Source organism: Rhizobium pantanalense (genome assembly GCF_030182525.1).
Classification (GTDB): Bacteria; Pseudomonadota; Alphaproteobacteria; order Rhizobiales; family Rhizobiaceae; genus Rhizobium.
Map to the genome: position 1 here is coordinate 136,257 of NZ_JAQJCH010000008.1, position 26,612 is coordinate 162,868.

General features: G+C 60.7%; 23 protein-coding genes. 6 read left to right on the forward strand and 17 right to left on the reverse strand.

What is annotated here, in order from left to right:
- Positions 1-243: 243 nt before the first annotated feature.
- Complete coding sequence (locus tag PH558_RS20985) at positions 244-2,646, reverse strand: putative bifunctional diguanylate cyclase/phosphodiesterase (RefSeq protein ID WP_113406970.1); 2,403 nt, start codon at positions 2,644-2,646, stop codon at positions 244-246.
- 12 nt (positions 2,647-2,658) lie between these two features.
- The gene (locus tag PH558_RS20990) at positions 2,659-3,126 is read right to left on the reverse strand and encodes a putative pterin-binding protein (protein ID WP_095438730.1); all 468 of its coding nucleotides are present in this window, start codon (positions 3,124-3,126) and stop codon (positions 2,659-2,661) included.
- Positions 3,127-3,351: 225 nt separating this feature from the next.
- Between PH558_RS20990 and PH558_RS20995 the strand changes: the two genes are divergently transcribed.
- Positions 3,352-3,567, forward strand: a complete 216-nt coding sequence (locus PH558_RS20995) for a hypothetical protein (RefSeq protein ID WP_146214439.1) — start codon at positions 3,352-3,354, stop codon at positions 3,565-3,567.
- A 110-nt stretch (positions 3,568-3,677) separates the two neighbouring features.
- Here the strand turns inward: PH558_RS20995 and PH558_RS21000 are convergent, their stop codons facing one another.
- Genes PH558_RS21000 through gcl form a run of 4 tightly spaced genes read right to left on the reverse strand, consistent with a single transcriptional unit; the run spans position 3,678 to position 8,464 of the window.
- Positions 3,678-4,946, reverse strand: a complete 1,269-nt coding sequence (locus PH558_RS21000; protein ID WP_285206276.1) for a glycerate kinase type-2 family protein — start codon at positions 4,944-4,946, stop codon at positions 3,678-3,680.
- Positions 4,947-4,961: 15 nt separating this feature from the next.
- Entirely contained in the window at positions 4,962-5,846 is an 885-nt protein-coding gene (glxR, locus tag PH558_RS21005) for a 2-hydroxy-3-oxopropionate reductase (RefSeq protein WP_285206277.1), read from the reverse strand.
- Positions 5,847-5,851: 5 nt separating this feature from the next.
- On the reverse strand, positions 5,852-6,667 hold the full coding sequence (gene hyi, locus PH558_RS21010; protein ID WP_285206278.1) for a hydroxypyruvate isomerase: 816 nt from the start codon (positions 6,665-6,667) through the stop codon (positions 5,852-5,854).
- Positions 6,668-6,679: 12 nt separating this feature from the next.
- Positions 6,680-8,464 (reverse strand): glyoxylate carboligase, encoded by a 1,785-nt coding sequence (gene gcl, locus PH558_RS21015; protein ID WP_285206279.1) that lies wholly within the window; start codon positions 8,462-8,464, stop codon positions 6,680-6,682.
- A gap of 194 nt (positions 8,465-8,658) precedes the next feature.
- On the opposite strand from gcl, the gene bhcR reads away from it, so the two are divergent.
- The gene (gene bhcR, locus PH558_RS21020; RefSeq protein WP_285206280.1) at positions 8,659-9,486 is read left to right on the forward strand and encodes an HTH-type transcriptional regulator BhcR; all 828 of its coding nucleotides are present in this window, start codon (positions 8,659-8,661) and stop codon (positions 9,484-9,486) included.
- Between the two features lie 62 nt (positions 9,487-9,548).
- On the opposite strand, the gene guaD is transcribed toward bhcR, so the two are convergent.
- Both guaD and PH558_RS21030 read right to left on the reverse strand, forming a co-directional pair.
- Complete coding sequence (gene guaD, locus PH558_RS21025) at positions 9,549-10,892, reverse strand: guanine deaminase (protein ID WP_285206281.1); 1,344 nt, start codon at positions 10,890-10,892, stop codon at positions 9,549-9,551.
- Complete coding sequence (locus PH558_RS21030; protein WP_285206282.1) at positions 10,889-12,127, reverse strand: urate hydroxylase PuuD; 1,239 nt, start codon at positions 12,125-12,127, stop codon at positions 10,889-10,891. Before PH558_RS21030 ends, guaD begins: the two co-directional genes overlap by 4 nt.
- A gap of 155 nt (positions 12,128-12,282) precedes the next feature.
- Here PH558_RS21030 and PH558_RS21035 point away from each other — a divergent pair, with 155 nt between their 5' ends.
- The 3 genes from PH558_RS21035 (at position 12,283) to PH558_RS21045 (ending at position 13,997) form a co-directional block, all read left to right on the forward strand.
- Positions 12,283-13,221 carry a LysR family transcriptional regulator gene (locus PH558_RS21035; RefSeq protein ID WP_285206283.1) on the forward strand — a complete coding sequence of 313 codons (939 nt, stop codon included), beginning with the start codon at positions 12,283-12,285 and terminating at the stop codon, positions 13,219-13,221.
- Between the two features lie 81 nt (positions 13,222-13,302).
- Positions 13,303-13,554 carry a type II toxin-antitoxin system Phd/YefM family antitoxin gene (locus tag PH558_RS21040; protein ID WP_285206284.1) on the forward strand — a complete coding sequence of 84 codons (252 nt, stop codon included), beginning with the start codon at positions 13,303-13,305 and terminating at the stop codon, positions 13,552-13,554.
- A gap of 2 nt (positions 13,555-13,556) precedes the next feature.
- Entirely contained in the window at positions 13,557-13,997 is a 441-nt protein-coding gene (locus PH558_RS21045; protein WP_285206285.1) for a PIN domain-containing protein, read from the forward strand.
- Here the strand turns inward: PH558_RS21045 and xdhC are convergent.
- Genes xdhC through uraH form a run of 4 tightly spaced genes read right to left on the reverse strand, consistent with a single transcriptional unit; the run spans position 13,987 to position 19,054 of the window.
- Entirely contained in the window at positions 13,987-14,838 is an 852-nt protein-coding gene (gene xdhC / locus PH558_RS21050; protein WP_285206286.1) for a xanthine dehydrogenase accessory protein XdhC, read from the reverse strand. The two genes, PH558_RS21045 and xdhC, sit on opposite strands and share 11 nt — an antisense overlap.
- 4 nt (positions 14,839-14,842) lie before the next feature.
- On the reverse strand, positions 14,843-17,197 hold the full coding sequence (xdhB, locus tag PH558_RS21055) for a xanthine dehydrogenase molybdopterin binding subunit (protein ID WP_285206287.1): 2,355 nt from the start codon (positions 17,195-17,197) through the stop codon (positions 14,843-14,845).
- Positions 17,198-17,200: 3 nt separating this feature from the next.
- Complete coding sequence (xdhA, locus tag PH558_RS21060) at positions 17,201-18,685, reverse strand: xanthine dehydrogenase small subunit (protein WP_285206288.1); 1,485 nt, start codon at positions 18,683-18,685, stop codon at positions 17,201-17,203.
- A 3-nt stretch (positions 18,686-18,688) separates the two neighbouring features.
- Positions 18,689-19,054 carry a hydroxyisourate hydrolase gene (uraH, locus tag PH558_RS21065; RefSeq protein ID WP_113406957.1) on the reverse strand — a complete coding sequence of 122 codons (366 nt, stop codon included), beginning with the start codon at positions 19,052-19,054 and terminating at the stop codon, positions 18,689-18,691.
- 580 nt (positions 19,055-19,634) lie between these two features.
- On the opposite strand from uraH, the gene PH558_RS21070 reads away from it, so the two are divergent.
- Entirely contained in the window at positions 19,635-20,120 is a 486-nt protein-coding gene (locus PH558_RS21070; RefSeq protein WP_285206289.1) for an ureidoglycolate lyase, read from the forward strand.
- Positions 20,121-20,270: 150 nt separating this feature from the next.
- Here the strand turns inward: PH558_RS21070 and PH558_RS21075 are convergent, their stop codons facing one another.
- The 5 genes from PH558_RS21075 to PH558_RS21095 all read right to left on the reverse strand — a co-directional run bounded on the left by PH558_RS21075 (position 20,271) and on the right by PH558_RS21095 (position 26,551).
- On the reverse strand, positions 20,271-21,563 hold the full coding sequence (locus PH558_RS21075) for an NCS2 family permease (RefSeq protein ID WP_095438746.1): 1,293 nt from the start codon (positions 21,561-21,563) through the stop codon (positions 20,271-20,273).
- Between the two features lie 446 nt (positions 21,564-22,009).
- Positions 22,010-23,662, reverse strand: a complete 1,653-nt coding sequence (locus PH558_RS21080) for a GMC oxidoreductase (RefSeq protein ID WP_285206290.1) — start codon at positions 23,660-23,662, stop codon at positions 22,010-22,012.
- A 30-nt stretch (positions 23,663-23,692) separates the two neighbouring features.
- Positions 23,693-24,775, reverse strand: a complete 1,083-nt coding sequence (locus tag PH558_RS21085) for an ABC transporter ATP-binding protein (protein WP_285206291.1) — start codon at positions 24,773-24,775, stop codon at positions 23,693-23,695.
- A 4-nt stretch (positions 24,776-24,779) separates the two neighbouring features.
- Positions 24,780-25,664, reverse strand: coding sequence for a carbohydrate ABC transporter permease (locus PH558_RS21090; RefSeq protein ID WP_285206292.1), 885 nt, complete (start codon positions 25,662-25,664; stop codon positions 24,780-24,782).
- Positions 25,664-26,551, reverse strand: coding sequence for a carbohydrate ABC transporter permease (locus PH558_RS21095; RefSeq protein ID WP_285206293.1), 888 nt, complete (start codon positions 26,549-26,551; stop codon positions 25,664-25,666). Before PH558_RS21095 ends, PH558_RS21090 begins: the two co-directional genes overlap by 1 nt.
- Positions 26,552-26,612: the final 61 nt, after the last annotated feature.

The following is a 26,612-nucleotide window of genomic DNA, read 5'->3' on the forward strand; positions in this document are numbered from 1 at the left end:
AACTGCTGCTACCCGCCTTCCAATCCAATTGGGTAGCTCACCTAAATCTACGGTAGATGCTAATATTCTAATTGCCGGCCTGAATGCCACCCTCGGGCTGGACAGTGCAGCGTCCGACGACTGCCCCCATCCTTTGTCGTCGGACGCACCCCTCATTATTGACATCAGCTTTGAACGGCAGGTCGCTTTCCGCGAGAGCTTGTCATTCATCCATCAGGTCAATGCCATGCAGTCGGGGATGGGCTAGTACTGCCCGTCCGCAGAATCAGCGTCTGCAGCCTTCTCGGAACCTCTGTCTCTGCCAGGTTTGGGGCTTCGACCGTTTGAGGCTTCGCTGGCATCGCTGTTCTTGCGGTCGATCATGGCGCGGAATTCGACTTCCGGGACGGGCGGGCTGAAGTAATAGCCCTGACTCTCCGAACAACCGGCCTTGATGACCATGTCGAGCTGGGTCTGCGTCTCGACGCCCTCCGCCGTGGTGAGCATCTTGAGATTGCGACCGAGCGTAGCGATGGACTGGACGATGGCAAAGCTGTCGGGCCGGTTTTCCAGGTCGCGCACGAAACTGCGATCGATTTTCAATTTATCGAAGGGGAAGCGCTGCAGATAGTTCAGGGAAGAATAGCCGGTGCCGAAATCGTCAAGCGCAATGGTCAAGCCGAGCGAACGTAGCCGGCTCAGTACCTCGATGTTCGCGGCATTGTCCCGCAAGAGTACCGACTCGGTGATTTCCAGTTCCAGCCGCCGCGCATCGAATTCGGTAAATTCCAGGACGGTCTTGACCATATCGACCAGATCCGTCTGACGGAACTGAACCGGAGAGAGGTTGACCGAAACGCGCACGTCCTCGGGCCAGTTCAGAGCGTCCTCGCATGCCTGTTGCAGCACCCATTTTCCGAGCGTGTCGATGAAACCGGTTTCCTCCGCCAGCGGGATGAAATCGGCTGGCGGGATCAGCCCGCGCTCTGGATGGCGCCAGCGCACCAGTGCCTCGCTGGCAACGATCTTGCGGGTCTTGTGCGAAATCTGCGGTTGATAATGAACCTCGAATTGTCCGAGCTTGATGCCGTGACGCATGTCCACCTCCAGATTGCGCCTGTTCTGGAGATCCTCTTCCATCTGCGGGGAGAAGATGCGGTAGATTCCCTTGCCATCGGCCTTGGCCTGGTATAGCGCCAGGTCGGCGTTCTTCATCAGTTGGCCGGTATCACCGCCAGCGCGCGGTGCAACCGCGATGCCGATGCAGGTGCTGACAACGATCTCGTTGCCATCGATACGGTAAGGCCGGCTGATGCTGGCAATGAGGCGCTCCGACAGATCGCGGGCACTGTCGAGTGTGGAATCCAGACACCGGTGCAGCACGGCAAATTCATCACCGCCCAAGCGCGCCACGATGTCATGTTGTGATGCGGTGTTACGCAGCCGCCTGGCGACCTTGCGCAGCAACACGTCGCCGACGGGGTGGCCTAGCGTGTCGTTGACTTCCTTGAAGCGGTCGAGATCGAGATAAAGTATGGTGAATAATTGGCCGCCGGCTGCCAATCCGCGCAGTGCGTGACCGACGCTCTCCCAGAACAGCAATCGATTGGGCATATCGGTCAGCGCGTCGTGATGGGCCATGTGCACTACGCGATCCTGCGCGCGATGACGCTCGCTGACATCTTCGAAAGTGCAAACCCAGCCGCCTTCACCCGTCGGCTCGTGCGATACGGCCAGCACCATCCCATTTGCGAGATGATGGATATGGTCGCTGAGCACGGCGATGTCGTTCCGGACACGAGCCTTATCGCCAGCGATGCCGCCCGGGCCGCTGGTTGACAATCCAGGAGGCAGCAATTCGGGCGCGATGAGATCAGCCAAGGGGGTGCCGATCCTTGCCCGGACTTCGTCCAGACCGAACAGGGCCAGGAAACGGGGATTGTGAACAATGACGCGATATTGGTCGTCGAGCAGGCAAAGACCGAGCGACATGGCCTCCATTGCCGCATCGAACCGGGCATTCTGGATCGCCAGGGTCTGCTCCTTGGCCTGCAGAATCTTCTGCGCACGGCCCAGAAGGCCATTGTGGATGAGCAGTAGCAGAATCAGCAGGCAACCGCCGATGAGCATGCCGACGGTGACCCATGTCAGGGCCAATTGCAGCCCGAGGAGACCGCGCCGATCTTCGGCAATGCGCGCCGAATACCACATGTTGCTGTCGCTGGAGAGCCGCGCCAGCTTCGGATAGATCGGCTCCAGGATCGCCAGGATCCGCGCCGGTGTGCCGGGCACTGAAAGCTGGCTAAGCAGTGGCCGGGTCTGGTTGAGCGCCTCTTCGAGGTCGTCGAGGGTCTCGCCGATATGCGGGTTGGATTGTACGAACTTCTCGACCCCGTTGGACCGAAGGGTCTTGAGACGATTGACGACGATATCGAAGCGCAGCCTGACCTCGTGGGCATCGACCTGCCCATCGTTCATGCCGATGGCACTGACGCGCTGTTCGAGCCGGGTGAACTCACTCGGAGCTTGGGCTATCGTCCAGGTGATATTGCCCAAGCCGACATCTTGCAGTGCGGTCTGGCGCTGGAAGACCAAGGCGGAAATATAGATCGCCGAGGTGATGAAACCCAGGATCACAATGATCAGCGCTGTGCGGAGGTAGCGCATGCGGCCCCGGGGCTATTTCACGGAGATTGCCTTGACCTGCCAGACGGCACGACCGTGATAGGGCTGTCCCTGCAGGATGGGGTTGCTGTCGAATGGATACATAACAAAGAACGGGCCTTGATCGTCGATAGGCATATATGCGCCATTGCGCTTGACGGCAAGGATCGTGCCGAACTTGGTGAAATCGCTGGTCGGAATATCGACGCTATAATCATTGAGGGCAATGACGGTGGCTGTCGCACCTTGGGCCTTGGCCTTTTCAAGCAACAGCGCCATTGGGACGCCTTCGAAGTTGACGACACCTTCGTTCCAGGGCGTCGAAGTCTTGATCGACACGAGGCCCATCGCCTCAAGCTGATTGCGATCGAACGTCACCGAGCCCGAGGAACCGGTAACCGTCACCGACGGCACGTCCTGCGCCAGGGCGGGCGCGACGAACGCAGCAAGGACTGCAAAAATGACTGAGGCGAGAAGACGCATTGAGGGTCCGATGCTTTCGGGGTATGGGCCTTGCCCGTTCTATCTCCAGCCTGCACAACTGGCTGTTAAAGATCGGTTAAGTTCCACAGGGCAATGGAAACAAACTTAACAGCTCAAGATTTAGCGTAGCATTTGTCGGAACTCGCTGATCTATTTTCAGCTCGGTAAGATCCGGGTTACGTGCCACTGACCTGCACTTTTGCTATGAAGTCGACGGATGCCGATATGGATTTTCTCGGCAGCTTCGGCGGCTTTAAGGGCGTTGCGATTTCATCTCCCCATCAATCATCCCGAAGACGTGCGGTGACCGGACCAAAAAGTGACTGGCGCGACAGCACTTTCTCCTTGCTACTCCTCGATAGTGAGCAAGTGCAACAAATTCATGATAGATACGATCCCCGGCTTGCCCGCAACGGTTGGCGTTGCCAGCAAGAAAAATAGTTCAGCTTTTTGTTGAACTCATACGCTTTCCAACTGCGCCGCTCAATACAGAATGCGTCACGCCACCGGCTGAGCAACTCCGAGTCGCTCGATTGGCGGGCGGCGATGATCTATTGCAGCAGGATCGCGCGGAAGTCGTTGACATTCGTGCCGGTCGGGCCGCTGACGAAGAGGTCATCGAGAGCTGCGAAGGCCGACCAGCTGTCGTTATGATCAAGGAATTCGGCGGCATTTTTTTTGAGCTCGGCGAGCCGCGAAATTGTGGCGCCATCGGCAAAAGCACCGGCATTGTCCTCGGAACCGTCGATGCCGTCCGTGTCGGCGGCGAGCGCTGAAATGCCCTCCTGGCCGGAAATGGCGCAGGCGAAGGACAGGAGGAACTCGCTGTTGCGGCCGCCTTTGCCCTTGCCCTTGATCGTTACCGTGGTTTCCCCGCCAGATAGAAGAAGCATGGGGTCTTGCGACGCCAAGCCCCGCTGCAGGATCTTGGCTACGATCGCCGCATGTTGGCGACCGACCTCCGATGCTTCGCCCTCGATGGCATCGGACAGCACGATGGTCTCGACGCCGGCCTTGCGGGCGACGTCGGCTGCGGCATCCAGCGCGATGGCCGCCGAAGCAACGAGCCTCACCTCGTTGCGGGCAAAACGAGGATCCGAGGGCAGGGGAGGCTCATCCGTGCTGTCCTTGAGGTGACGCATCACCGCGTCAGGCAGATCGAGACCGTAATGTTCTATGATCGCCCGTGCATTGGCGCGGGTCGTCTCGTCGGCGATGGTCGGGCCGGAGGCGACCAGTGCAGGGTTGTCGCCGGGGATATCGGAAACGACGAGGGAGACGACCTTTGCAGGATAGGCAAGGACCGCCAGCCGGCCTCCCTTGATGCGCGAGACCTGCTTGCGCACGGCATTCATGGCGCCGATCGGTGCGCCGGAGGCAAGCAAGGCCCGATTGACGGCGATTTCGTCGGCAAGCGTGAGATCCCCTGCCGGCGCGGGCAACAGTGCCGAGCCGCCGCCGCAGATGAGGGCGACGACCAGATCGTCTTCCGTGAGACCGTTGACCGCTGCCATCAACCGATCTGATGCGCGCAGGCCACCTTCGTCCGGCACCGGATGCGCGGCCTCGAGAACCTCGATGCGCTCACACGGCACGGCATAGCCGTAGCGCGTGACGACAACGCCGGACAGCGGAGCGTCCCAGAGACGCTCGAAGGCACGCGCCATCTGTGCTGCCCCCTTGCCGGCACCGACCACCACCGTCCGACCCTTCGGCTTTTCTGGCAGGTGGGCGGCGAGCGCCTTATCCGGATCGGCCGCTGCGACCGCCGCATAGAACAGCTTTTCCAGAAAGGCGCGGGGATTGGGGATATCAGCCATCGAGTCTCTCACATGTTACGCGACGGGATGGTTCGCCATGCGCTCCAGCGCCTTGACGAGACCGGAATGATCGAGCCCGCTATCGCCATTGGCGGCGCATTGGTTGAAGAGTTCCTGCGTTGCCGCGGTGTTCGGCAGCGAGACGCCGAGCGCCTTGGCACCCTGCAGCGCAAGGTTCAAATCCTTCTGATGCAGCGAGATGCGGAAACCGGGCTCGAAGGTGCGCTTGATCATGCGCTCGCCATGCACTTCGAGGATGCGCGAGGAGGCAAAACCACCCATCAGGGCCGAGCGTACGCGGGCCGGATCGGCACCGGCCTTGGAGGCGAAGACAAGTGCCTCCGACACGGCCTCGATCGTCAATGCGACAATGATCTGGTTGGCGACCTTGGTGACCTGGCCATCGCCGCAATCACCGACGAGCGTGATGTTCTTGCCCATCAGCTGGAAGAGCGGCAGCGCCCGCTCGAAACTGGCTTCAGAACCGCCGGCCATGATGGAAAGCGAGGCGTTCTTTGCGCCGACTTCGCCACCGGAAACCGGCGCGTCGATATATTCGGCGCCGGTCTCGCGAATCTTTCTGGCGAATTCTTTGGTCTCGATCGGCGAGATCGAGCTCATATCGATGACGAGCTTGTCCTTGGACAAGCCGTAGGTAACGCCGTTCTCGCCGAAGAGCACGTCCTTGACCTCAGGCGTATCCGGCAGCATCAGTATGATGGTGTCGACGGTTTCGGCGAGCGCCTTCGGCGTTTCGACGAATTGCAGGCCGTTGTCGAGCAGCTCCTGGCGCGGCGGAATGGCAAACTTCGATGTGACGACGATGTGGCCGGCATTTTGTAGATGACGCGCCATGGGAGTACCCATGATGCCGAGGCCGATAAATCCGATATGTGCCATGGTTATTAGCTCCTGATATTGAGAATGGCTGCGCTTTCGGCGTGGCGCCTGGCTGCGGCAAACCAGCCGAGCCCCGCTGCGGTCGTGGTGCGCGGCTTGTATTCGCAGCCGATCCAGCCGTCATAGCCAAGCGCGTCGAGCGCTTCAAAGACAAAGGGGTAGGCGATCTCGCCGGTGCCCGGTTCGTTGCGACCGGGATTGTCGGCAAGCTGCACATGCGCAATCCGTGCCTGATGCTTCTTGAAGGTGCCGATCAGTTCGCCCGCGGTGCGTTGCTGGTGATAGAGGTCGTACTGAATGAACAGGTTGTCGCTGCCGACCTCGGCGATGATCGCGGCCGCCTGGCCCGGCGTGTTCAGATAAAAACCCGGAATGTCGAACCTGTTGATCGGCTCGATCAGCAGGCGGATCCCGTGCTTGCTGAGCTCTTCCGCCGCATATTTGAGGTTGACGACGAAAGTGGTCCGCAGCACCTCATCGGGCACGCCGGCCGGCGCGATGCCGGAAAGGCAATTGATCTGGCGGCAGCCGAGCGCCGTAGCATAGTCGATCGCCGAGGCAACGCCGCGGCGGAATTCGTCGATACGATCGGGCAGGATTGCGATCCCCCGCTCGCCGCCGGCCCAGTTGCCGGCGGGCAGATTGTGCAGCACCTGGATCAGGCCATGACGATCGAGTTCGGTGCGCAGCGCTTCCTTCGCAAAATCATAGGGAAACAGATATTCGACGCCCTCGAAGCCCGCCTTGGCGGCCAGCGCGAAGCGATCCAGAAACGGCGCTTCGGTGAAAAGCATGGTGAGATTGGCCGCAAACTTCGGCATGTTATTTCTCCTTCAGTCCAACAGAGCGAGGATCGCGGTCGGGGCATCCTCGCCGCGTTCGGCAAGTTCCTCGAACTCGACGACCGAATTGATGTCGGCGCCCATGGCGATGTTGGTGACACGCTCCAAGATGAACTCGATGACGACGGGAACCTGATGCTCCGCCATCAGCTGCTTTGCAGTCGTGAACGCTTCCTGAAACTCGTTCGGGCTGCGCACGCGGATCGCCTTGCAGCCAAGCCCTTCGGCAACGGCGACATGGTCGACGCCATAGCCCGGCTCCGCGTCATCGGATGCGTTTATGTTCTCGAAGGCGAGGCTGACTTCGAAATCCATGTTGAAGCCGCGCTGGGCCTGGCGGATGAGGCCGAGACAGGAATTGTTCACGACCACATGCAGATATGGAAGCTTGTGTTGCGCCCCGACGGCGAGCTCCTCGATGAGGAACTGGAAGTCGTAGTCGCCTGACAGCGCGACGATCGGGCGGTCCGGATCGGCGGCACGCACGCCGAGCGCTGCCGGCAAAGTCCAGCCGAGCGGGCCTGCTTGCCCGCAATTGATCCAATTGCGCGGCTTGTAGACGTGCAGGAATTGCGCGCCGGCGATCTGGCTAAGCCCGATGGTCGAGACATAGCAGGTGTCGCGATCGAAAGCCTTGTTCATCTCTTCGTAAACGCGCTGCGGCTTCAGCGGCGTTTGGTCGAAATGCGTCTTGCGCAGCATGGTGCGCTTGCGATCGCGGCATTCCTCCGCCCAGGCCGACCAGTCGCGCAGCTTGCCTTCGGTCTTCCATTCCGTCGCAACGTCGAGGAAGAGCTTCAGCGCAGCACCGGCATCGGAGACGATGCCGAAATCAGGAGCAAAGACACGGCCGATCTGGGTCGGCTCGATATCGACATGAACGAAGGTTCGCCCTTCCGTGTAGGTCGAGACATTGCCGGTGTGGCGATTGGCCCAGCGATTGCCAATGCCAAAGATGAAATCGGAGGCAAGCAGCGTCGCATTGCCATAGCGATGCGAGGTCTGCAGTCCGCACATGCCGGCCATCAGCGGGTGATCGTCCGGGATCGCGCCCCAGCCCATCAGCGTCGGGATGACCGGAACGCCGGTGATCTCGGCAAATTCCACCAGCAGGTCGGAAGCATCGGCATTGATGATGCCGCCGCCTGCGACGATCAACGGCCGCTCGGCCGCATTCAGCATGGCAAGCGCCTTTTCGGCCTGTGCCCGCGTCGCCGAGGGCTTATAGGGGGCGAGCGGCGCATAGGTGCCGATGTCGAACTCGATTTCGGCGAGCTGGACGTCCACAGGCAGATCGATGAGGACCGGGCCGGGGCGACCCGAGCGCATCGTGTGGAATGCCTTTTGGAAGACGTAAGGAACGAGCGCCGGCTCCATGACGGTCACGGCCCATTTGGTGACGGGGGCTGCGATCTTGGCGATATCGACGGCCTGGAAATCCTCCTTGTCGAGGCGGGCGCGCGGCGCCTGGCCGGTGATGCAGAGGATCGGGATCGAATCGGCAGAGGCCGAATAAAGGCCGGTGATCATGTCGGTGCCGGCAGGCCCCGACGTTCCGATGCAGACACCGATATTGCCGGCGCGAGCGCGGGTGTAGCCCTCGGCCATATGGCTTGCGCCCTCGACATGGCGGGCAAGTACATGGCGGATCGAACCACGTGCTTTCATTGCGGAATAGAAGGGGTTGATCGCAGCGCCGGGAACGCCGAAGGCGCAATTGACGCCTTCCTTTTCCAGAATCAGCACTGCGGCATCGACTGCGCGCATCTTCGCCATGAGATTTCCTCCGTTTCTGGATCGAAGGTACCGCATGGGTGAACAGGCGCAATCTAAAAATGGAAATCAATCCCATCATATGGAAATAAACATTTTCAACGAATCTGGAACAATCGCAGCGAAGCGGATATGTCATGAAGCCCAAGCGGGCCGCGCCGAATTGTGCGGCATGCGTTTGGTCTAAAGTGAGCGTCATGGCGGAAAATCGGGAAAAGACGAAGGGCAGGCCGGGCCGGAAACCGGCAGGGAATGCGGCGGCTTCATCCGTCCAGGTGCTCGATCGCAGTCTGAAACTCTTGGAGCTGGTGGCGGAAGCCGACGGCGCGGTTTTGACCGATCTCGCCGACAGATCGGCCATGGCGCCTTCCACTGTTCATCGGCTTCTGACCTCTCTCGCCCAGCATGGCATGGTGGCGCATGATGCTGAGACGGGTGCCTGGACGATCGGGGTGAAAGCCTTCGAGATCGGAACGGCCTACTTGCGCTTCCGCAAGCTTGGCACGATCAGCCGGCCTTTCCTCAAGCAGTTGATGGAGGCATCCGGCGAGACCGCCAATATCGCCATCGAGGAGGACGGTGACGTCGTCTTCATCTCCCAAGCGGAAAGCCATGCGCCGATGCGCGCCTTTTTCCGCCCTGGCCGTCGTGGGCCGATCCATGCGTCGGGTATCGGCAAGGCGATCCTTTCCACCTGGTCGGACAGCCAGATAGAGGCTTTGCTCAAAAGGCGGTCGTTGCAGCATTTCACCGATAAGACCCGCGATACGCTGCCCGTGCTGCTTACGGATATGGCCGAGATCCGCTCGCGCGGCTGGTCGATCGACGATGAAGAACACACACTCGGCATGCGATGCGTCGCCGCACCGATCTTCGACGAATATGGCGAGGCTATTGCCGGCATTTCGATTTCAGGCCCGGCTGTGCGGCTGCCGGATGAAAGGGTTGCTGCGCTTGGTCCTGCTGTGCGGGCCGCGGCGGAAGAATTGACGAAGGCGATGGGCGGACGCTCGAAGCGAGCCTGAACGTCTTCGTCGCCGTCTCCTATCCAGAGACGACGGCGCTACCGGTTCGCCACATTTATTGGTTAGGCGAGCTGCAATTGCTCGCGTACGATCATGTCTGCTTTCTTGCCCTTGGTCTTCATCGCCTTGCCGGCGACATAGACTTCGGCAATGCAACGATCATCGCCCATGGTCTGCAGGATAAAGAGTTCCTCGGCCAGCGACGTGGCGGTGCGCATGCGAAATTCCATCGCCGACTTGGCGCTGGAATCAAGCACGACGATATCGGCATCCGCGCCCGCCTGCAGCGAGCCGATCTGCTTTTCGAGACCGAGCGCCAGCGCGTTGCCGCGTGTCATGCGATAGAAGGAGTTGAACGGCGTCAGTCGCTGCCCCTGCAGATGCAGCACCTTGTAGGCTTCATCCATCGTTTCCAGCATGGAGAAGCTGGTCCCGGCGCCGACATCGGTTGCAACCGACCAGCGTGCGCCAAGCCTGTCAAACTCCGCGGCGTTGAAGAGCCCGGAGCCGAGGAAGAGGTTGGAGGTGGGGCAGAAGACGCCGACCGCGCCAGTTTCGGCGAGCATCGCGACTTCCCGTTCGCTCATATGGATGCAATGGCCGAGCAGCATGCGGTCGTTGAGCAGATCATAGCGGGCATAGATATCCGTATAGTCCTTGGCCTCCGGATAGAGAGAGGTGGCAAAGACGATCTCATCGCGATTTTCCGAGAGATGCGTCTGGACATAGCAATCCGGGTGTTCGGCGACGAGCGCCTTGCTCATCTCCATCTGCTCGGGCGTCGAGGTGATCGCAAAGCGTGGGCTGATGGCATAATGCGCGCGTCCGCGGCGGTGCCATTTGTCGATCAGCCGCTTGGTGTCGTCATGGCCACGCTGAGGTGTATCGCGCAGTGCATCCGGCGCGTTGCGGTCCATCATCACCTTGCCGCCGATCATGCACATGCCGCGCGCTTCGGCTGCCGCGAAATAGGCATCGACGCTTTCCGGGTGCACCGAACAATAGGCGACGGCCGTCGTCGTGCCATTGGACAGAAGTTCGTCCATGAAACGGTCGGCGACTTCGGCCGCGTGGGCGGCGCGAGCAAACTTCTGTTCCTCGACAAAAATGTATGTATTCAGCCACTCAAGCAGCTGGGCGCCATAAGACGCGATCGCTTGCGTCTGCGGGAAATGCAGGTGCGTGTCGATAAAGCCCGGCAGGATGAGGTTCGGACGGTGATCCGCGATCCTGACGCCGGCATCTGCCAGCTTGCGAATGTCGCCATAGGTACCGATTTCCACGATCTTGCCATCGCGAACGAAGACAGCGCCGTCTTCGATATAGTGATAGGACGCGGCATCATCGATGCCTTGCGGCTCGGCAAGGAAGGTCAGCACTCGGCCACGGATCAGGATCTCACTCATTGGGTCTTCTCCCCATTGATGGCACTTTCGTACCAGGAGACGAGCAGGCGGCGCTCCTCGTCGGTAATGTGCGAGGCGTTGGCCGGCGGCATGGCGTGGCTGCGGCCGGCCTGCAGGTAGATCTCACGCGCATGGGCGGCGATATCGCGATCGGTTTCGAAGACGACGCCCTTGGGAGGGGCGATGATGCCCTGCCAGCTCGGCTCCTTCGCATGGCACATCGAGCAGCGCCCCATGATCGTGTCGCGAACCTTGGGGAAAGCCTCAGCCGTGACGAAGGGCTGCTGGATTGCCGAGATCTTCGTGACCGGCTCGCCCGTCAGGATCTTCGGCACTGTGGAAAGCCACATGATGATGATGAACAGCACGACGGTGGCGAGCCAGGTCCAGGTCGGGTTGCCGGCATTGGCATGGCGGGTGTTGAACCAGTGGCGGATCGTGACGCCCATCAGGAAGACGAGCGAGGCGATGATCCAGTTGAATTGCGTGCCGAAAGCCAGCGGGTAGTGGTTCGACAACATGAGGAACAGCACCGGCAGCGTCAGGTAGTTGTTGTGCGTGGAGCGTTGTTTGGCGATCCTGCCGTATTTCGCATCTGGCGTACGCCCGGCAAGCAGGTCGGCGACGACGATCTTCTGGTTCGGGATGATGATGAAGAAGACGTTGGCCGACATGATCGTCGCGGTGAAGGCGCCGAGATGCAGGAAGGCCGCGCGCCCGGTAAAGAGATGCGTATAGCCCCAGGCCACCGCGACCAGGATGAAATAGAGCGCCACCATCAGCCGCGTATTGTCGTTGCCGAAGGGCGATTTGCAAATCAGGTCGTATAGGAGCCAGCCGCCGGCGATCGAGCAGAGCGAAATGGCGATCGCCACCGGCTTGGAGACGTCGAGCACGGCAGGGTCGATCATGTAGAGATCGGCGCCGGCGTAATAGACGAGACAAAGCATGCCGAAGCCCGACAGCCAGGTGACGTAGCTTTCCCATTTGAACCAGACGAGGTGGTCCGGCATGTTGGCCGGCGCCACCAGATACTTCTGGATATGATAGAAGCCGCCGCCGTGGACCTGCCACTCCTCTCCGTAGGCTCCAGGCGGCAGCGCCGCATGCTTTTTGAGGCCGAGGTCGAGTGCTACGAAATAGAACGACGAACCGATCCAGGCGATGGCGGTGATGACGTGCAGCCAGCGGACGGCGAATGTCAGCCAGTCCCAGGCGATGGCATATTCATACATGGGAACTCCTCCCGGCCTTCATGGGCCTGATCTTCACGGGACTGTTTGCCATCGGGTGATTTTCTCGAAAATCCCGGTGAATCCACCAACACTTTCAAAAAAATCTATAAGATGAACCCTGGTTTGTTCCGCGCGCCAATGTGGTAGAAAGAGCCATGTCCTATCTTGATAATGTCCGCGTCTTCGTTCGCGTGGTCGAACTCGGTACTCTTTCGGCGGCAGGGCGCGACCAGCGCGTCACGCCCGCGGTCGCGAGCAACCGCATCAAGGAGCTCGAGCGCCATCTTGGCGTGCGCCTCTTCAACCGCACGACACGTAAGCTCTCGCCGACCGAACATGGTCGCGTTTTCTATGAAAAGGCCGTGAAGATCATTGAGGCCGTCAATGAGGCGGAAGCGGCGATTGCCGATCTCTCTCGCAATCCGAAGGGGTCGCTGAGGATCACAGCGCCGCTCGGCATCGGCCGGCGGCTGATCGCCTCGGGCATTCCGGAATTTCACGACAAATATCCGGATATCGAAGTCCGCTTGCGCCTGTCCGACCACAATGTCGATATCCTGGCCGAAGGCGTCGACGTCGCCTTCAAGCTCGGCGTGCTCGAGGATTCAAACCTGCGCATGCGCGGCATCCTCAATTGCGAGCGGGTGCTGTGCGCTTCGCCTGCCTATCTTGCAAGTCGTGGCGTGCCGGCGAGCGCGGATGCCCTAATTGCCGACAAGCATGACTGTCTTCTGCTGCGCTATCCCGGATCGAAGGAATATTACTGGACGCTGATGACGGCGGAAGGTGTCCGCAAGTTCGAGGTTGCAGGCCCCTATGACAGCGACGACGGCGATGTGCTCACCCAATGGGCGCTGGAAGCCCGTGGCATCATCAACAAGCCGCTGTTCGAGGTGAAGGCCTATCTCAGGGAAGGGCGATTGGTGGAGATCCTCAAGGAGAGTCCGCCGGCTCCGGTCCAGCTTGCCGCCATCTATCCGCACAAGCGCTTCCAGGATCCGAAGGTTCGCCTGATGATCGATTTCATGGCTGAACGCTGTCAGCGGCTCATCGGCAAGCTGCTCGAGGACGAGCCAGTGCTTGTGGCCTCGTGATCCGAGGGCACAGATTGATCTGCGCTTGAATCAAGCCAGCGAGATCATATATGACTATTGGTAGTCATATGGAGAACGGCTATGAAGGAAATCCAGCTCAAGGATGCGAAGGCGACGCTTTCGGCCGTGGTCGATCAAGCGGTGGCCGGCGAGCCGACCGTTATTACCCGCCATGGCCGGAAGGAAGCGGTGCTGGTTTCCTTCGAGGAATGGCAACGCGTCTCCAGGGTACCTGATTTCGCCGATCTGCTTCTCGCCTTTCCCGGCGAGCCCGCCGATATTCCGGAGCGATCGCGAAAACCCGCACGTTCATTGCGTGGAAACTGCTTCTGATCTTGTATCTTCTGGATACCAATATCGTATCGGCCGATGCGCAGACCAAGCGCCAAGTCGGCGTTGAGGCATTCGCGGCCTGGCTGCGCGCGAATAATGACCGGCTTTATCTTTCGGCGATCACCATCGCCGAGATCGAGGCAGGCATCGCCCGCATGGTTAGGATTGGGGCGACGACAAAGGCGGAGCGCTTGCGCCGCTGGCTCGCTGCGGTGGAACATTTCTATGCCGGCCGTATCCTGCCCTTCGGAGTTGAGAAGGCGCGGCATGCTGGTCTGATGCTTGACCGGGCGCGTGCTCACGACGCCGGCTTCGAGGACATTGCCATCGCTGCGACTGCTGCCGCTCATGGTTTCACCGTTTTGACGGCCAATGTGCGACATTTTGAACCGCTTGGCGTGCCTCTCGCCAATCCCTTAAAGCAGTTGCCTGTTATCCGATAACAGGTTTTGTCGGGGCCAGCTGTGCTGCAGCCGTCCAGCTCAGCGCTGCCGTCATAATCTCGGCGGCGGCAAGCGTGGCGATGACCGTGGGACGCTTGTCCTTTACTGCTGTTCCGCCGATCGGGCAGACGAGGCGATCGAAAAGCTTCGCATGCCCGGTTTCGCGCGACAGCCAGTTGCGGAAGGTGGCGCGCTTCGTCTTGGAGCCGATCATACCGACATAGGCTGCATCGTTACGTTTGAGCGCCTCGGCGGCAATCAGGAAGTCGAGCGCGTGATCATGGGTGAGAATGACGAAGCTGCTGCCGGCCGGCGCATCGCGCACGACAGCCTCAGGCATGGCCGTGAGACAGGTTTCAACGCCCGGCACGGTGCTGGCGATGAGCTCTTCTTCTCGCGTATCGACAAGCACCACGCGCAACGGCGCCAGCGAAAGCGCCATGGCGAGGGCATCGCCGACATGACCGGCGCCGAAAACATAGACATGTGGGCGTGCGGCCATCTCGCGATCACTCCGGGCTATGAGATCATTCGCAAGCCTGGGGCTGACGGCGGTGAAGGCGAGGCCCACCCGGCCGCCGCAGCACTGGCCGATCTCCGGACCGAGCGGTACGTTCATCGGCTCCGCCGCGAGGCCGGAGCGCAGTGCCCGCCGTGCCTGGTCGATCGCCATATATTCCAGCGTCCCGCCGCCGATCGTCGCAAAGATTGCTCGTTCCGATACCAGCATCCAGGCATCCGCGTCGCGCGGCGCGGAGCCTGCGACCCCCGTCACCTCAACAAGAATCGATGCCGGTTCGCGGCGGAGAAAATCCCGGATATCTTCACGGGCGGCAGGCATGATCTTACTCCTTCTTCGCCGCCTTGAGACGCTCGATTGCCATCAGCACCCGCTCGGGTGTCGCCGGCGCGTCGAGACGCGGGCAGATCTTGTGGTCAGCGACGCTCGCCACGGCATCCGAAAGGGCATGCAAGACGGAAAGGCCGAGCGGCAGCGGCGGCTCGCCGACCGCCTTGGACCGATGGATCGTCGGCTCATAGGCCTCCGACCAATCGGTCAGCGCTACATTGAAAATCTTCGGGCGGTCGGATGCAAGCGGGATCTTGTAGGTCGAGGGCGCATGAGTGCGCAGCCGCCCCTTGTTATCCCACCAAAGCTCTTCCGTCGTCAGCCAGCCCATGCCCTGAATGAAGCCACCCTTGACCTGGCCGATATCGATGGCCTTGTTGAGCGAGCAGCCGGTATCGTGGAGGATATCCGTGCGCTCGACGACATATTCGCCGGTCAGCGTATCGATCGATACTTCCGAGCAGGCAGCACCATAGGCATAGTAGTAGAAGGCATGGCCGCGGCCGGCCTTGCGATCCCAATGGATCTTCGGCGTCTTGTAAAAGCCGGCGGCCGAAAGCTGGACGCGGGCCATATAGGCTTTCTTGACGAGATCGTCGAACGGCATCTCGATGTCGCCGATGCGCACCCGGTTGGGCAGGAAGAGAACCTTATCACGCGGCACCTGATGGCTTTCCGCCGCAAAGGCGATCAGCCGTTCCTTGATCTGGCGCGCTGCATTTTGCGCAGCCATGCCGTTGAGATCGGCGCCCGAGGAGGCCGCGGTCGGCGAGGTGTTGGGCACCTTTGCCGTCGTCGTCGCCGTGATCTTCACCCGGTCGAGATCGATCTGGAATTCTTCCGCCACGACCTGCGCGACCTTCAGATGCAGACCTTGCCCCATTTCGGTGCCGCCATGATTCATATGCACGGACCCATCGCTATAGACGTGCACCAGCGCGCCGGCCTGGTTCGATTCCGTCTTGGTGAAGGAAATGCCGAACTTGACCGGGGTCAGAGCGATGCCGCGCTTGACGATGCGGCTCTTGGCGTTGAACTCGGAAATGGCCTTGCGGCGCCCGGCATAGTCCGCGCTTTCCTCCAGTTCGGCAACGATGCGCTGGATGATGCAGTCTTCGACCTTCTGGTGATAGGGGGTGAGGTTGCGTTCGCCATCGACGCCCATTGCATCATAGAAATTCAGCTTGCGAATTTCGAGCGGATCCTTGCCGACGGCGAACGCCACCTCGTCGATAACGCGTTCGGCACCGACCATCCCCTGCGGACCGCCGAAGCCGCGGAAGGCCGTGTTGGAGACGGTGTTGGTATAAAGCGGCGCCGACTTCGCCTGAACATGCGGAAAGAAATAGGCATTGTCGCAATGAAACAGCGCACGATCACCGACCGGGCCTGAAAGGTCGGCAGAGAAGCCGGCGCGAAGCGCGAAGGTGTAATCGACGGCGAGGATGCGGCCTTCATCGTCGAAGCCGACATCGTAATCGATGGCAAAATCATGCCGCTTGCCGGTCGCCACCATATCTTCGTCGCGGTCGAGCCGGACCTTGACGGCACGCTTCAGCTTTTTGGCGGCAATGGCTGCAATTGCGGCACATTGGTTTGCCTGTGTTTCCTTGCCGCCGAAGCCGCCGCCCATGCGGCGAACCTCGATGGTGACAGCATTGCTCGGGACGCCCAGCGCATGGGCGACCATATGCTGCGTCTCGCTCGGGCCTTGGGTCGAGCAATGGACGACGACCTCGTCATCTTCGCCAGGCACGGCCAGCGAGACCTGGCCTTCGAGATAGAAATGATCCTGGCCGCCGAGCCGCATGCGGCCCGTCACGCGCCGCGGCGCATTTGCAAGTGCGGCCGCCGCGTCGCCGCGCTTCAGTGTCAGCGGCGTGACGACCTGCCTATGGATCGAGACATCGAGATCCCAGATGTCGATATCAGCAGGCAATTCCTCGTACTCGATCTTTGCCAGCCTTGCGGCGCAGCGAGCCTGCTCGCGCGTTTCGGCGATCACGCAAAAGATCGGCTGGCCGTGAAACTCGACCTTACCTGCCGCAAGCACCGGATCATCGTTCATGTAGGATGGGGAGATATCGTTGACGCCGGGCACATCCTCATGGGTGAGCACGGCGACGACGCCGGGGGCGGCCTGCACGGCTGAGAGATCGACGGATTTCAGGATGCCGTGCGCGACGGTGGACAGGCCGAGACCGGCGTGAAGCGTACCGGTTGGTTCCGTTATGTCGTCGATATAAACGGCCGTACCGGAGACGTGCTTATGAGCGGAGTCATGACGAGGGCTGGTATGAACCCCGCCGACGATGGTGTCGGCCTTGATATCGGAAGCGTGTTTGTTCATGGCTTATGCAGCCTCATATCTGGACACCTGAGCCGGTGCCACGCTGGAGGTCGTTTCCAGATAGAAACGCAAGAGAAGATTCTTCGCGGCGAGCGCCCGATACTCTGCCGTGGCGCGCATATCGGTCAGCGGCGCATAGTCCTCAGCGTATTTTTCCATCGCCGCTTCCACCGCTGCCTCGTTCCAAGGCTGTCCGAGCAGTGCTTTTTCAACTGCGAAGGCTCGTTTCGGCGTCGCGGCCATGCCGCCATAGGCGATCCGGATTTCGGCAACCGTGCCGTCTGCGGCAAGTGCCAACTGGAAGGCGCCGAGCGTTGCGGTAATGTCCTCATCCCGACGCTTTGTCACCTTGTAGACCGCGAATTTCTCGTCTGCCGCTGGAACTGGAATATGCACTGCCTCGACGAACTCGCCGGGCTGGCGGTCCTGCTTGCCATAGGCGATGAAGAAATCTTCAAGCGCGATGGTGCGCCGGACGGAGCCCTTGCGCAAGGTCAGCGACGCGTTGAGCGCGATCAGGGCCGGCGGCGTATCGCCGATCGGCGAGCCGTTGGCGATGTTGCCACCGATCGTTCCCATGTTGCGCACCTGCTGGCCGCCGATGCGGGTAATCAAAGGCCCGAGCGCCGGGATATGCTGCGACAGCGTCGAGATGGCCTCCGAATAGGTGACGCCGGCGCCGATAGTGATGACGCCGTCCTTCATCGCGATGGACTTCAACTCCTGCAGCCCGGCAATGAACACGACCGGCGTGATGTCGCGCATATGCTTGGTGACCCAAAGACCGACATCGGTTGAGCCGGCGACTATGGTCGCAGTCGGTGAGGCTTCGAGAACATCAGCGAAATCGTCGAGGTCGGCCGGCACGATCAGGCGATGGCGACCCTCGCCGATTTCGATACGAGCACCATCGGCAAGAGCCTTCAGCCGCGCGATTATGGTGTCGCGCTCGACAAGCAGGGGATCGTTCTGCGTACTGCCATAGTTGGAGATTGCGCGGGCTGCGCGCAAGATCGGCTCGTAGCCGGTGCAGCGACAGAGATTGCCCTGGAGCGCCGTTTCGATCTGTTGATCCGTTGGGTTCGGCGTCTGCATCCAAAGTCCGTAGAGCGACAAGACGAAACCTGGTGTGCAGAAGCCGCATTGCGAACCGTGAAAGTCAATCATGGCTTGCTGCACCGGATGCAGGGGCTCGTCGCTCTGAGCGAGATGCTCGACGGTGACGACATGGCAGCCGTCGAGAGAGCCAAGGAAGCGGATGCAGGCGTTGACGCTCTCATAGACGAGGCCGCCCGCCGACGTCAGCCGCCCCACAAGCACGGTGCAGGCGCCGCAGTCGCCCTCGGCGCAACCTTCCTTGGTGCCCTTCAGCGAGCGGGAGAGACGCAGCCAGTCAAGTAGCGTCTGATCCGGCGCCACGTCGGTGAGAGCGATGTCCCGACCATTGAGGATGAAACGCAGTTCGGAGCGGATTGTCGTCGATATCATTGCTCAGCTCCCGCGATAGGTGGAGTAGCTGTAGGGCGAGAGGAGGAGCGGCACGTGGTAATGGGCGCCTACGTCGGCAAGACCGAAACGGATCGGGATGATGTCGAGAAACATCGGGCCATCCGATGTGCGACCGAGATAGTCGCCGGCATGAAAGCGCAGCTCGTAGGTGCCGGCCTGCATGGTTTCGCCTGACAGCAGCGGCGCATCGCAGCGACCGTCGTCGTTGGTCTCGGTAGACTTCAGGAGGTGCAAAGCATCGCCCTCGATCCGGTAGAGTTCGATGCGCAGGCCCCGGGCGGGCTTGCCAAGCGCCGTATCCAATACATGGGTCGTGAGCCGTCCGGCTCCTGGCGAATGAGACTGCATATTCTTCTCCCGAACGTAGCGCTCCTGTCTCCACTATCCGCCAGGCCCATTCGCATGAAAAGCAGCTGTAACGTTCGAGACTTTCAAATTTTCCAGGGGGAATGGCGCGTGCGATTTGCGGTTAGACATTGGGTATCGAAAACGTTTGGAGGAACGTTTCATACGATGTCGCGGCGGGACGGATGAGCTCGGCCTGCGCACTTCGCATGCACCGAGGCGGCGAAATGCGTGCCGATATTGCGATATGCATTTCATGAAAAGGCAGGTTTCCGCCGGTCTCGCTGCATGGCGGAAGTGATGAGTGCGCCGATTTTCGGCTGGCCCTGATGGATATCGGGTCGAAGCGCTTGGCTGCAGAAAAGCCTTGCCGCAGCTAGCGGGAAACCGATGTCGCGGTCTTCGCGATCATCATCGGTACTGATCGACCATGGAAATAGCCGCGGCATGACGGCTGCCGAAGTGCCAGCCGCGCTCCGGTCGATTTCCGCCGTCCGCACCGCGGGTCAGGCATCGAACCCAAGCGAACATATCGTCGATCGAGGAAGAGGTGACTTCGGAGAATGGAAACGGGAGACCATGAATGAAAGTGATCGAAATTCAACCATTGACGAGAGCCGCATTCGCGCCTTTCGGCGATGTGATCGAAATGGAGGGTGCGCACAGCTATCCCATCAATGCCGGCAAATGCGTTCGCTACCATGACCTCGCAAAGGTCGAAGCGATCGGCGAGGAGGCACACACGATGATCAGCTGGCTGCGCGGCGAACCCTATGCGCTGCCGCTGGAACTGCATATGGTCGAGCGGCATCCTCTGGGCAGCCAGGCGTTCGTTCCGCTGTCCAGCCATCCGTTTCTCGTCGTTGCGGCGCCGCAGACGGACAATGGTCCGGGCGAGCCGGTGGCGTTCCGCACCAGGCCCGGACAGGGTGTCAACATCTGGCGCAATGTCTGGCACGGCATTCTGACGCCCCTCGACGGCCTTTCCGACTTCATCGTCGTCGATCGTGGCGGCAAGGGGATCAATCTCGAGGAGCATTTTTATGAGGAGACGTTTTTGATCCGCTGAAAGGAGCTGGGACCGGTTCAGATATTGGAGGGGGCGCTGCCGTCGCAACGCCCCTTATTTGCTAGGGTAAATTCCGTTTTCACCAGCCGGCAAATGCAGAAAGACCGGGTCAACTAAGCGAATGATCCGGTCTTGCATTTAATACCTGTGTCAATCCGCAAAGAAGGCGAAGCGCACGACGAAAAGGGCGGCGACGATCTGCGTTGCGGGATGCAGCATCGACCAGCGGCCGGTGAAGACCTTCACGGCGACATAGGTGATGAAGCCGAAGGCAAGGCCGTTGGCGATCGAATAGGTGAAGGGCATGGCAAGCGCGGTGATTGCTGCCGGTGCCGCCTCCGTCAGGTCATCCCATTCGATCTCTGTCAATTCGCGCATCATCAGGCCGGCGACATAGAGCAGTGCCGGAGCCGTCGCATAGGCGGGAACGGAAGCTGCGAGCGGCGAGAAGAAGAGAGCCGCAATGAAGAGCGCGGCGATGGTGAGAGCCGTCAGGCCCGTGCGGCCGCCGGCCTGAACGCCTGACGCGCTTTCGACGAAGGCCGTCGTGCTGCTGGTGCCCATCAGCGAGCCGGCGACGATTGCGGCGCTGTCGGCAAGCAGAGCTCTGCTTAAGCGGTTCGGCTTTCCTTCCTGGATCAGGTTCGCGCGCTTGGCGATACCGATCAGCGTGCCGGTGGCGTCGAAGACTTCGACCAGCACGAAGACGAGGATGATGTGGACCAGACCGCCATGGAGAGCGCCGACAATGTCGAGCTGCAAAAAGGTCGGCATGATCGACGGCGGTGCCGAAACGATGCCGTGAAACTCGCTGACGCCGAAGATCCAGGAGAGGATGGTAACGGCGAGAATGCCGATGAGGATCGACCCCCTGACCTTCAACGCATCGAGAACGGCGATGACGAAGAAGCCGAAGATCGCGAGAAGTGGGCCGGTCTGCTTCAGGTCGCCGAGGCCGACGAGGGTCGCCTTGTTGGCGACTACGATGCCGGCGCTCTTCAGCGCGATGATCGCCAGGAAGAGACCGATACCGGCGGCGATCGCGCTTCTGAGCGAATGCGGAATGCCGGCGATCAGCCAGCTGCGTACGCCGGTCACTGTCAATAGGACGAAGATGGAGCCGGAAATGAAGACGGCACCAAGCGCCTGCTGCCAGGTAAAGCCCAGAGCCGAAACCACGGTGAAAGCGAAGAACGCATTGAGCCCCATGCCCGGCGCCATGCCGATCGGCCAATTGGCAACGAGGCCCATGACGATCGAACCGAGCGCGGCTGCGAGACAGGTGGCGACAAAGACCGCATTGCGGTCCATGCCAGTCGTCGACAGAATGTCCGGATTGACGAAGATGATGTAGGACATCGTCAGGAACGTCGTCACGCCGGCAATAAGCTCCGTGCGTACGGACGTGCCGTGCTCACTCAATTTGAAAAGTCGTTCAAGCATTGTTCCTCCCTAAGCGTTCCCGACGCTCGTGAAATCATGGGGCTTGCCTCGCATCTCCTCCAGATGCGGGCCGCGAGAAGCGGCTTTCAACGCTTCGTGGCGAGGGGGGATTGTGCGCTTTTAATGGCTTTACGCGCTAGAGCCGGATTTCCCCGCAATTCGCGAAAGACCTTCTAAATTTTCGAGCTATTTCCGCGCGAATTTCTTCCGATTTTGGAACCGCTAGCGGATGATCGAAGCCAGCCCTTCGTCCCGCACAATCGCCCGATTGCAGCTTGGCAAGAAGATATGCGCGATACTTATCGCAGCAAGGTGAGAAAGCCAAACTATTTCCGTCGCATGGCCAAACCCGCACAGACGGCGGCTATGGAGTGACGCGGCGAGCCTCCATATCTAAAATGGAGGCCGACCGAAATTGTGAACGCTAATCCGAACGGAGCGTCTGATCATATTTGTCCGGCGCGATATTGATCGGCAATGTTCCTGCAGGCACGGATGGTCAGGGCCATCACGGTGAGCGTGGTGCCGGCAATGCCGCTGCCCGGAAAGGCGGAAGCATCCGTCACGAGCAAATTGGGGATGTCCCAGCTCTGGTTATGGGCATTGAGGACGGATTCATGGCTCGATGTCCCCATGCGCGCGCCGCCGGTTTCGTGGATGGCAGCTCCCATGCACATGGTCTTGCGGAACCATGCGCGGAACATGAAGCGGCTGAAAGGATCGGCATCGGGAAAGGCGCCGCGGCCCATTTCTCTGAGGCCAGTGGGCGAGCCGATGAATTCCAGATCGCCGCCGACGCCACGCACCATGTCGATCAGCACTTCTTCCTGCCGGCGCAGCAGGGCATGTTCTTCTTCGCCCATGACGCATCGGATATGGGGCACCGGAATCCCCCAGGCGTCCTTGCGCTTTGCATCGAGCGTGATGCGATTGTCGGCATAGGGCAGCATGCGGCCGAAGCCGAAGAAGGCCAGCCGCGAAGGCTCGTCATCCGGTGTCGGCGCTCGGCCGATGCTTCCCTGATAATCGAAATCGCCGCGGCTGGCCTCACCTTCTCCAAAGCGCGGCACGAAGATGCCGCCGGATGGATTGTAGAAGGGATCGACGGGCGCGGAATCATCGGCCGCCCATCCCTTTGCCTTGGAGAAGGAGCCGAAGGCAAGGCATGGCAGCTGGTCCATGAAATAGCGCCCGAGCGCACCCGAGCTGTTGCCGAGCCCATGAGGATGGCGAGCCGTCGCCGAATTGAGAAGTAGCCGCACGCTTTCGATCGGCGACGCCGAGAGCACGACGATGGCGGCGCGTGCGGCCTCGACCTTTCCAGTGGCGCGATCGATGAACTCGGCACCTGTCGCCCGGCCGCCGGCATCGTCGGTGGTGATACGGCGTACGATGGCATCATGGCGGATCGTCAGCCGTCCGGTCGCCATCGCCTCGCGCAGCGGCTTCGGCGTCCGCTCGGCATCGGGCGCGATATAGCGCCAGGAAACGACATGCCGCTTCGGCCAGCGTCCTTCGACTTCCGTCTTGAAGATTTCTTCAGCTGGCGTCAGCTTTGCCGGATGGGCATAGACGCCGTCGGGCAATGTCTCCACACCGTCCTCATTACCATAAAGGCCAAGGCTCGCTTCGACCTCGGCGTAATAGGGCGCGAGCTCCTCATAGGAAACCGGCCAGTCAACACCCTTGCCGGTCTTCGAGCGGATCTTGAAATCATCGTCCGTCCAGCGCAGCAGCACCCGGCCGAAGCTATGCAGGCGGCCGCCGCCCTGACGGCCGCGTATCCATAGGAATGGCGCATCCTTCGGCGTCGTATACGGGTTCTTGCGATCGTTGACGAAGAAATGGCTGAAGCGCTCGGTAAAGAAAGCGGCGCGCGCCTGAATGGGCTGGCCCTTGAGCGTGGCCCGGGCGCGTTCCCAGATGTTGATGCTGCTTGCCGGCGCCTTCTTGCGGTTCGGAGCGAAATCCTTCTGCGTCACCGCAGGCCCCGCTTCGAGCAGCAATACCGATAGCCCTTGGGCGGTCAATTCCTTGGCGGCGAAGGAGCCGGCGGCGCCGGAGCCGATCACCAGCGCGTCATAGATAGTCTGAGACATGGATAATTTCCGTATGCTGTGGAAGTGGTCTTAAAGACGTGCGCCATCAGCGCCGAAGAAGGAGGCCTTGGCGATATCGAGGCCGGGCGTGATCGCCGTACCCGGCTCCAGGATGGCATCTCCCATGATGCGGTAGGAAAGGCTCTGGCCGGCCCAGTCGAACCAAAGCACGGTATCCGCGCCCATCGGTTCGACGACCGAGACGGTGCCGGGAATGGTGGGCCCACCCGCGTCTGCGCCATTCGGCGCGATATGCTCCGGCCGGATGCCAAGCGTCGCGAGACCTGCCTTGGGCGCGCTGAGGAAAGGATAGCCCGCTAGATCGATGGCAAGTCCGTTGCTTTCGAATACCGGTGCGTTCGCCTTCAAAACAATCTCGCCCTTGATGAAGTTCATCGCCGGCGCGCCGATGAAGCCGGCGACGAAGAGATTGGCCGGGCGATGGTAGATTTCGGACGGGCTGGCGAGCTGCTGGATCACGCCGTCCTTCATGATGGCGATGCGATCGGCAAGGGTGAGCGCCTCGACCTGATCATGGGTGACATAGATCATCGTATTGCCGAGGCTCTGATGCAGCTTCTTGATCTCGACGCGCAGCTCGTTGCGCAGCTTGGCATCGAGATTGGAGAGCGGCTCGTCGAACAGGAAGACGTTGACCTCGCGCACAAGAGCGCGGCCGATCGCGACACGCTGGCGCTGGCCGCCGGACAGTTCCGAAGGGCGGCGATCAAGTAGCTTGTCGAGGTGCAGAAGCGAAGCCGTGCGGGCGATGCGCGCCTCGATCTCGGCCTTGGGAAGACCCGCCACGCGCAGGCCGAAGGAGAGGTTCTTACGCACCGACATGCGGGGATAGAGCGCATAGGACTGGAAGACCATGCCGATGCCGCGATCCTTCGGCTCAGCCCAGGTGACGTTCTTGTCCGATATCCAGATCTCGCCGTCGGCAATGTCCTGCAGGCCGGCAATGGAGTTGAGCAGGGTCGACTTTCCGCAGCCGGATGGTCCGAGCAGCACCAGGAATTCGCGAGGCGCGATGTCGATCGACATCTTGTCGATGACGGTGTGATCTCCATAGGCGATCTTGAGATCCTTGACCGAGACGGCAGGCTGCATGGCGTTACCCCTTGACGGCGCCGGCGGCGACACCACGCAGGAACCAGCGGCCGGAGAAGAAATAGATGGCGAGCGGAACGACGGCGGTCAGAATGGTGGCGGCCATGTTCACATTGTAGGCACGCTCGCCCATGGTGGTGTTGACGATGTTGTTGAGCTGCACCGTCATCGGCAGATTGTCGCGCCCGGCGAAGACCAGGCCGATCAGGAAGTCGTTCCAGATGCCGGTAAACTGGAAGATCGAGGCGACGACGATCATCGGCACAGACATGGGCAGCATGATCTCGAGGAAGATCCGCCAGAAGCCGGCGCCGTCGACGCGGGCCGCCTTGCAGAGTTCCTCGGGAATGGCGACGAAATAGTTGCGGAATAGCAGCGTCACCAGCGGCAGGCCGAAGATCACGTGAACCAGGACCACACCTGCCACTGAGTTGTAAAGGCTGAGATTGGCGAGCAGCCGCACCAGCGGATAGAGAAAGATCTGGTAGGGGATGAGGCCGCCGGCCATCAAAAGCCCGAACAGCAGGTTCGAGCCTCTCGGCCGCCAGAAGGAGAGGGCGTAGCCATTGATGGCGCCGATAAAGACAGAGATAGCCACGGCCGGCACGGTGATCTTGACCGAATTCCAGAAGCCGATGCGCACGCCCAGGCATTGCGTGCCCATGCAGGCGCCCGACCACGCCGTCTTCCAGGCGTTGAAGTCGATCGTATCAGGCAAGGCGAAGATACGGCCCTGGCGGATTTCCTCCATCGTCTTCAGCGAGGTGACGAGCATCGTATAGAGCGGCAGCAGGAAGAACAGCGCTGACAGGATAAGGAAGGCATAAAGCCCAATTTGGCCGGCCGTCAGCCGCGACGGCTTGGGACCGCGAGGATGAGGAGCCGCCATCAATGTGCTCCCCTTCGTCTGGCGCGCATGTGGAGCGCGTAGCGAAACGGTGCGACGGCCATGACGACCGAGAGCACGAGCACGGTGGCGCCGGCGCTCGCAAGGCCGAGGTTCTGGCGCTCGAACAGATTGTCCATGATGAATTTTGCCGGCACCTCGGTCGAATAGCCGGGACCGCCGCCGGTCTGCGCGACGATGAGGTCATAAGTCTTGATCACGCCCATGGAGAGCAGCATGCCCGATGCGGCAAGCGCCGGGCCAAGCTGCGGCAGGATGATGGAGGTATAGATGCGCCAGATCGGAATGCCGTCGATCTGGGCCGCTTTCCATTGCTCCTCGCCGATCCCGCGCATCCCTGACAGTGCGATGACCATGACGAGGCCAGCACCCTGCCAGACGCCGGCAAAGACCACCGTATAGATCGCCATGTCGCGATTGACGATCCAGTCGAAGACGAAGCTCTGCCAACCGAGCGCCCTGACGGTCGCCTGAATGCCAAAGGTCGGGTTCAGCATCCACTGCCAGATGAGGCCGGTAACCACGAAGGACATGGCATAGGGATAAAGGAAGATGGTGCGAAATAGGCTTTCGAAGCGAACCTTGCGATCGAGCGCTGCAGCGAGCACAAAGCCGAGAACAAGGCAGCCGGCGACATAGAGAACGCCGAATATCAGCACGTTCTCCAGGGACGCGAGCCATCGCGATGTCCGGAACAGCTTGGCATATTGGGCAAAGCCGACATAGTTGGACGACGGGAAGATGGTCGAGTCCGTGAAAGACAGGCGCACCGACCAGACCATGGTGCCGATATAGACGACGATCGCGGCAATCCATGTCGGCAGCAGAGCAAAGGTCGCAGCAAGGGGACGTCTGCGCTTGGTTTGCATAGGCAAACTTTCTCGAAAGGATGGGCGGAGCCGACCGACAGGTGACTTAGGCGGTCGGCTC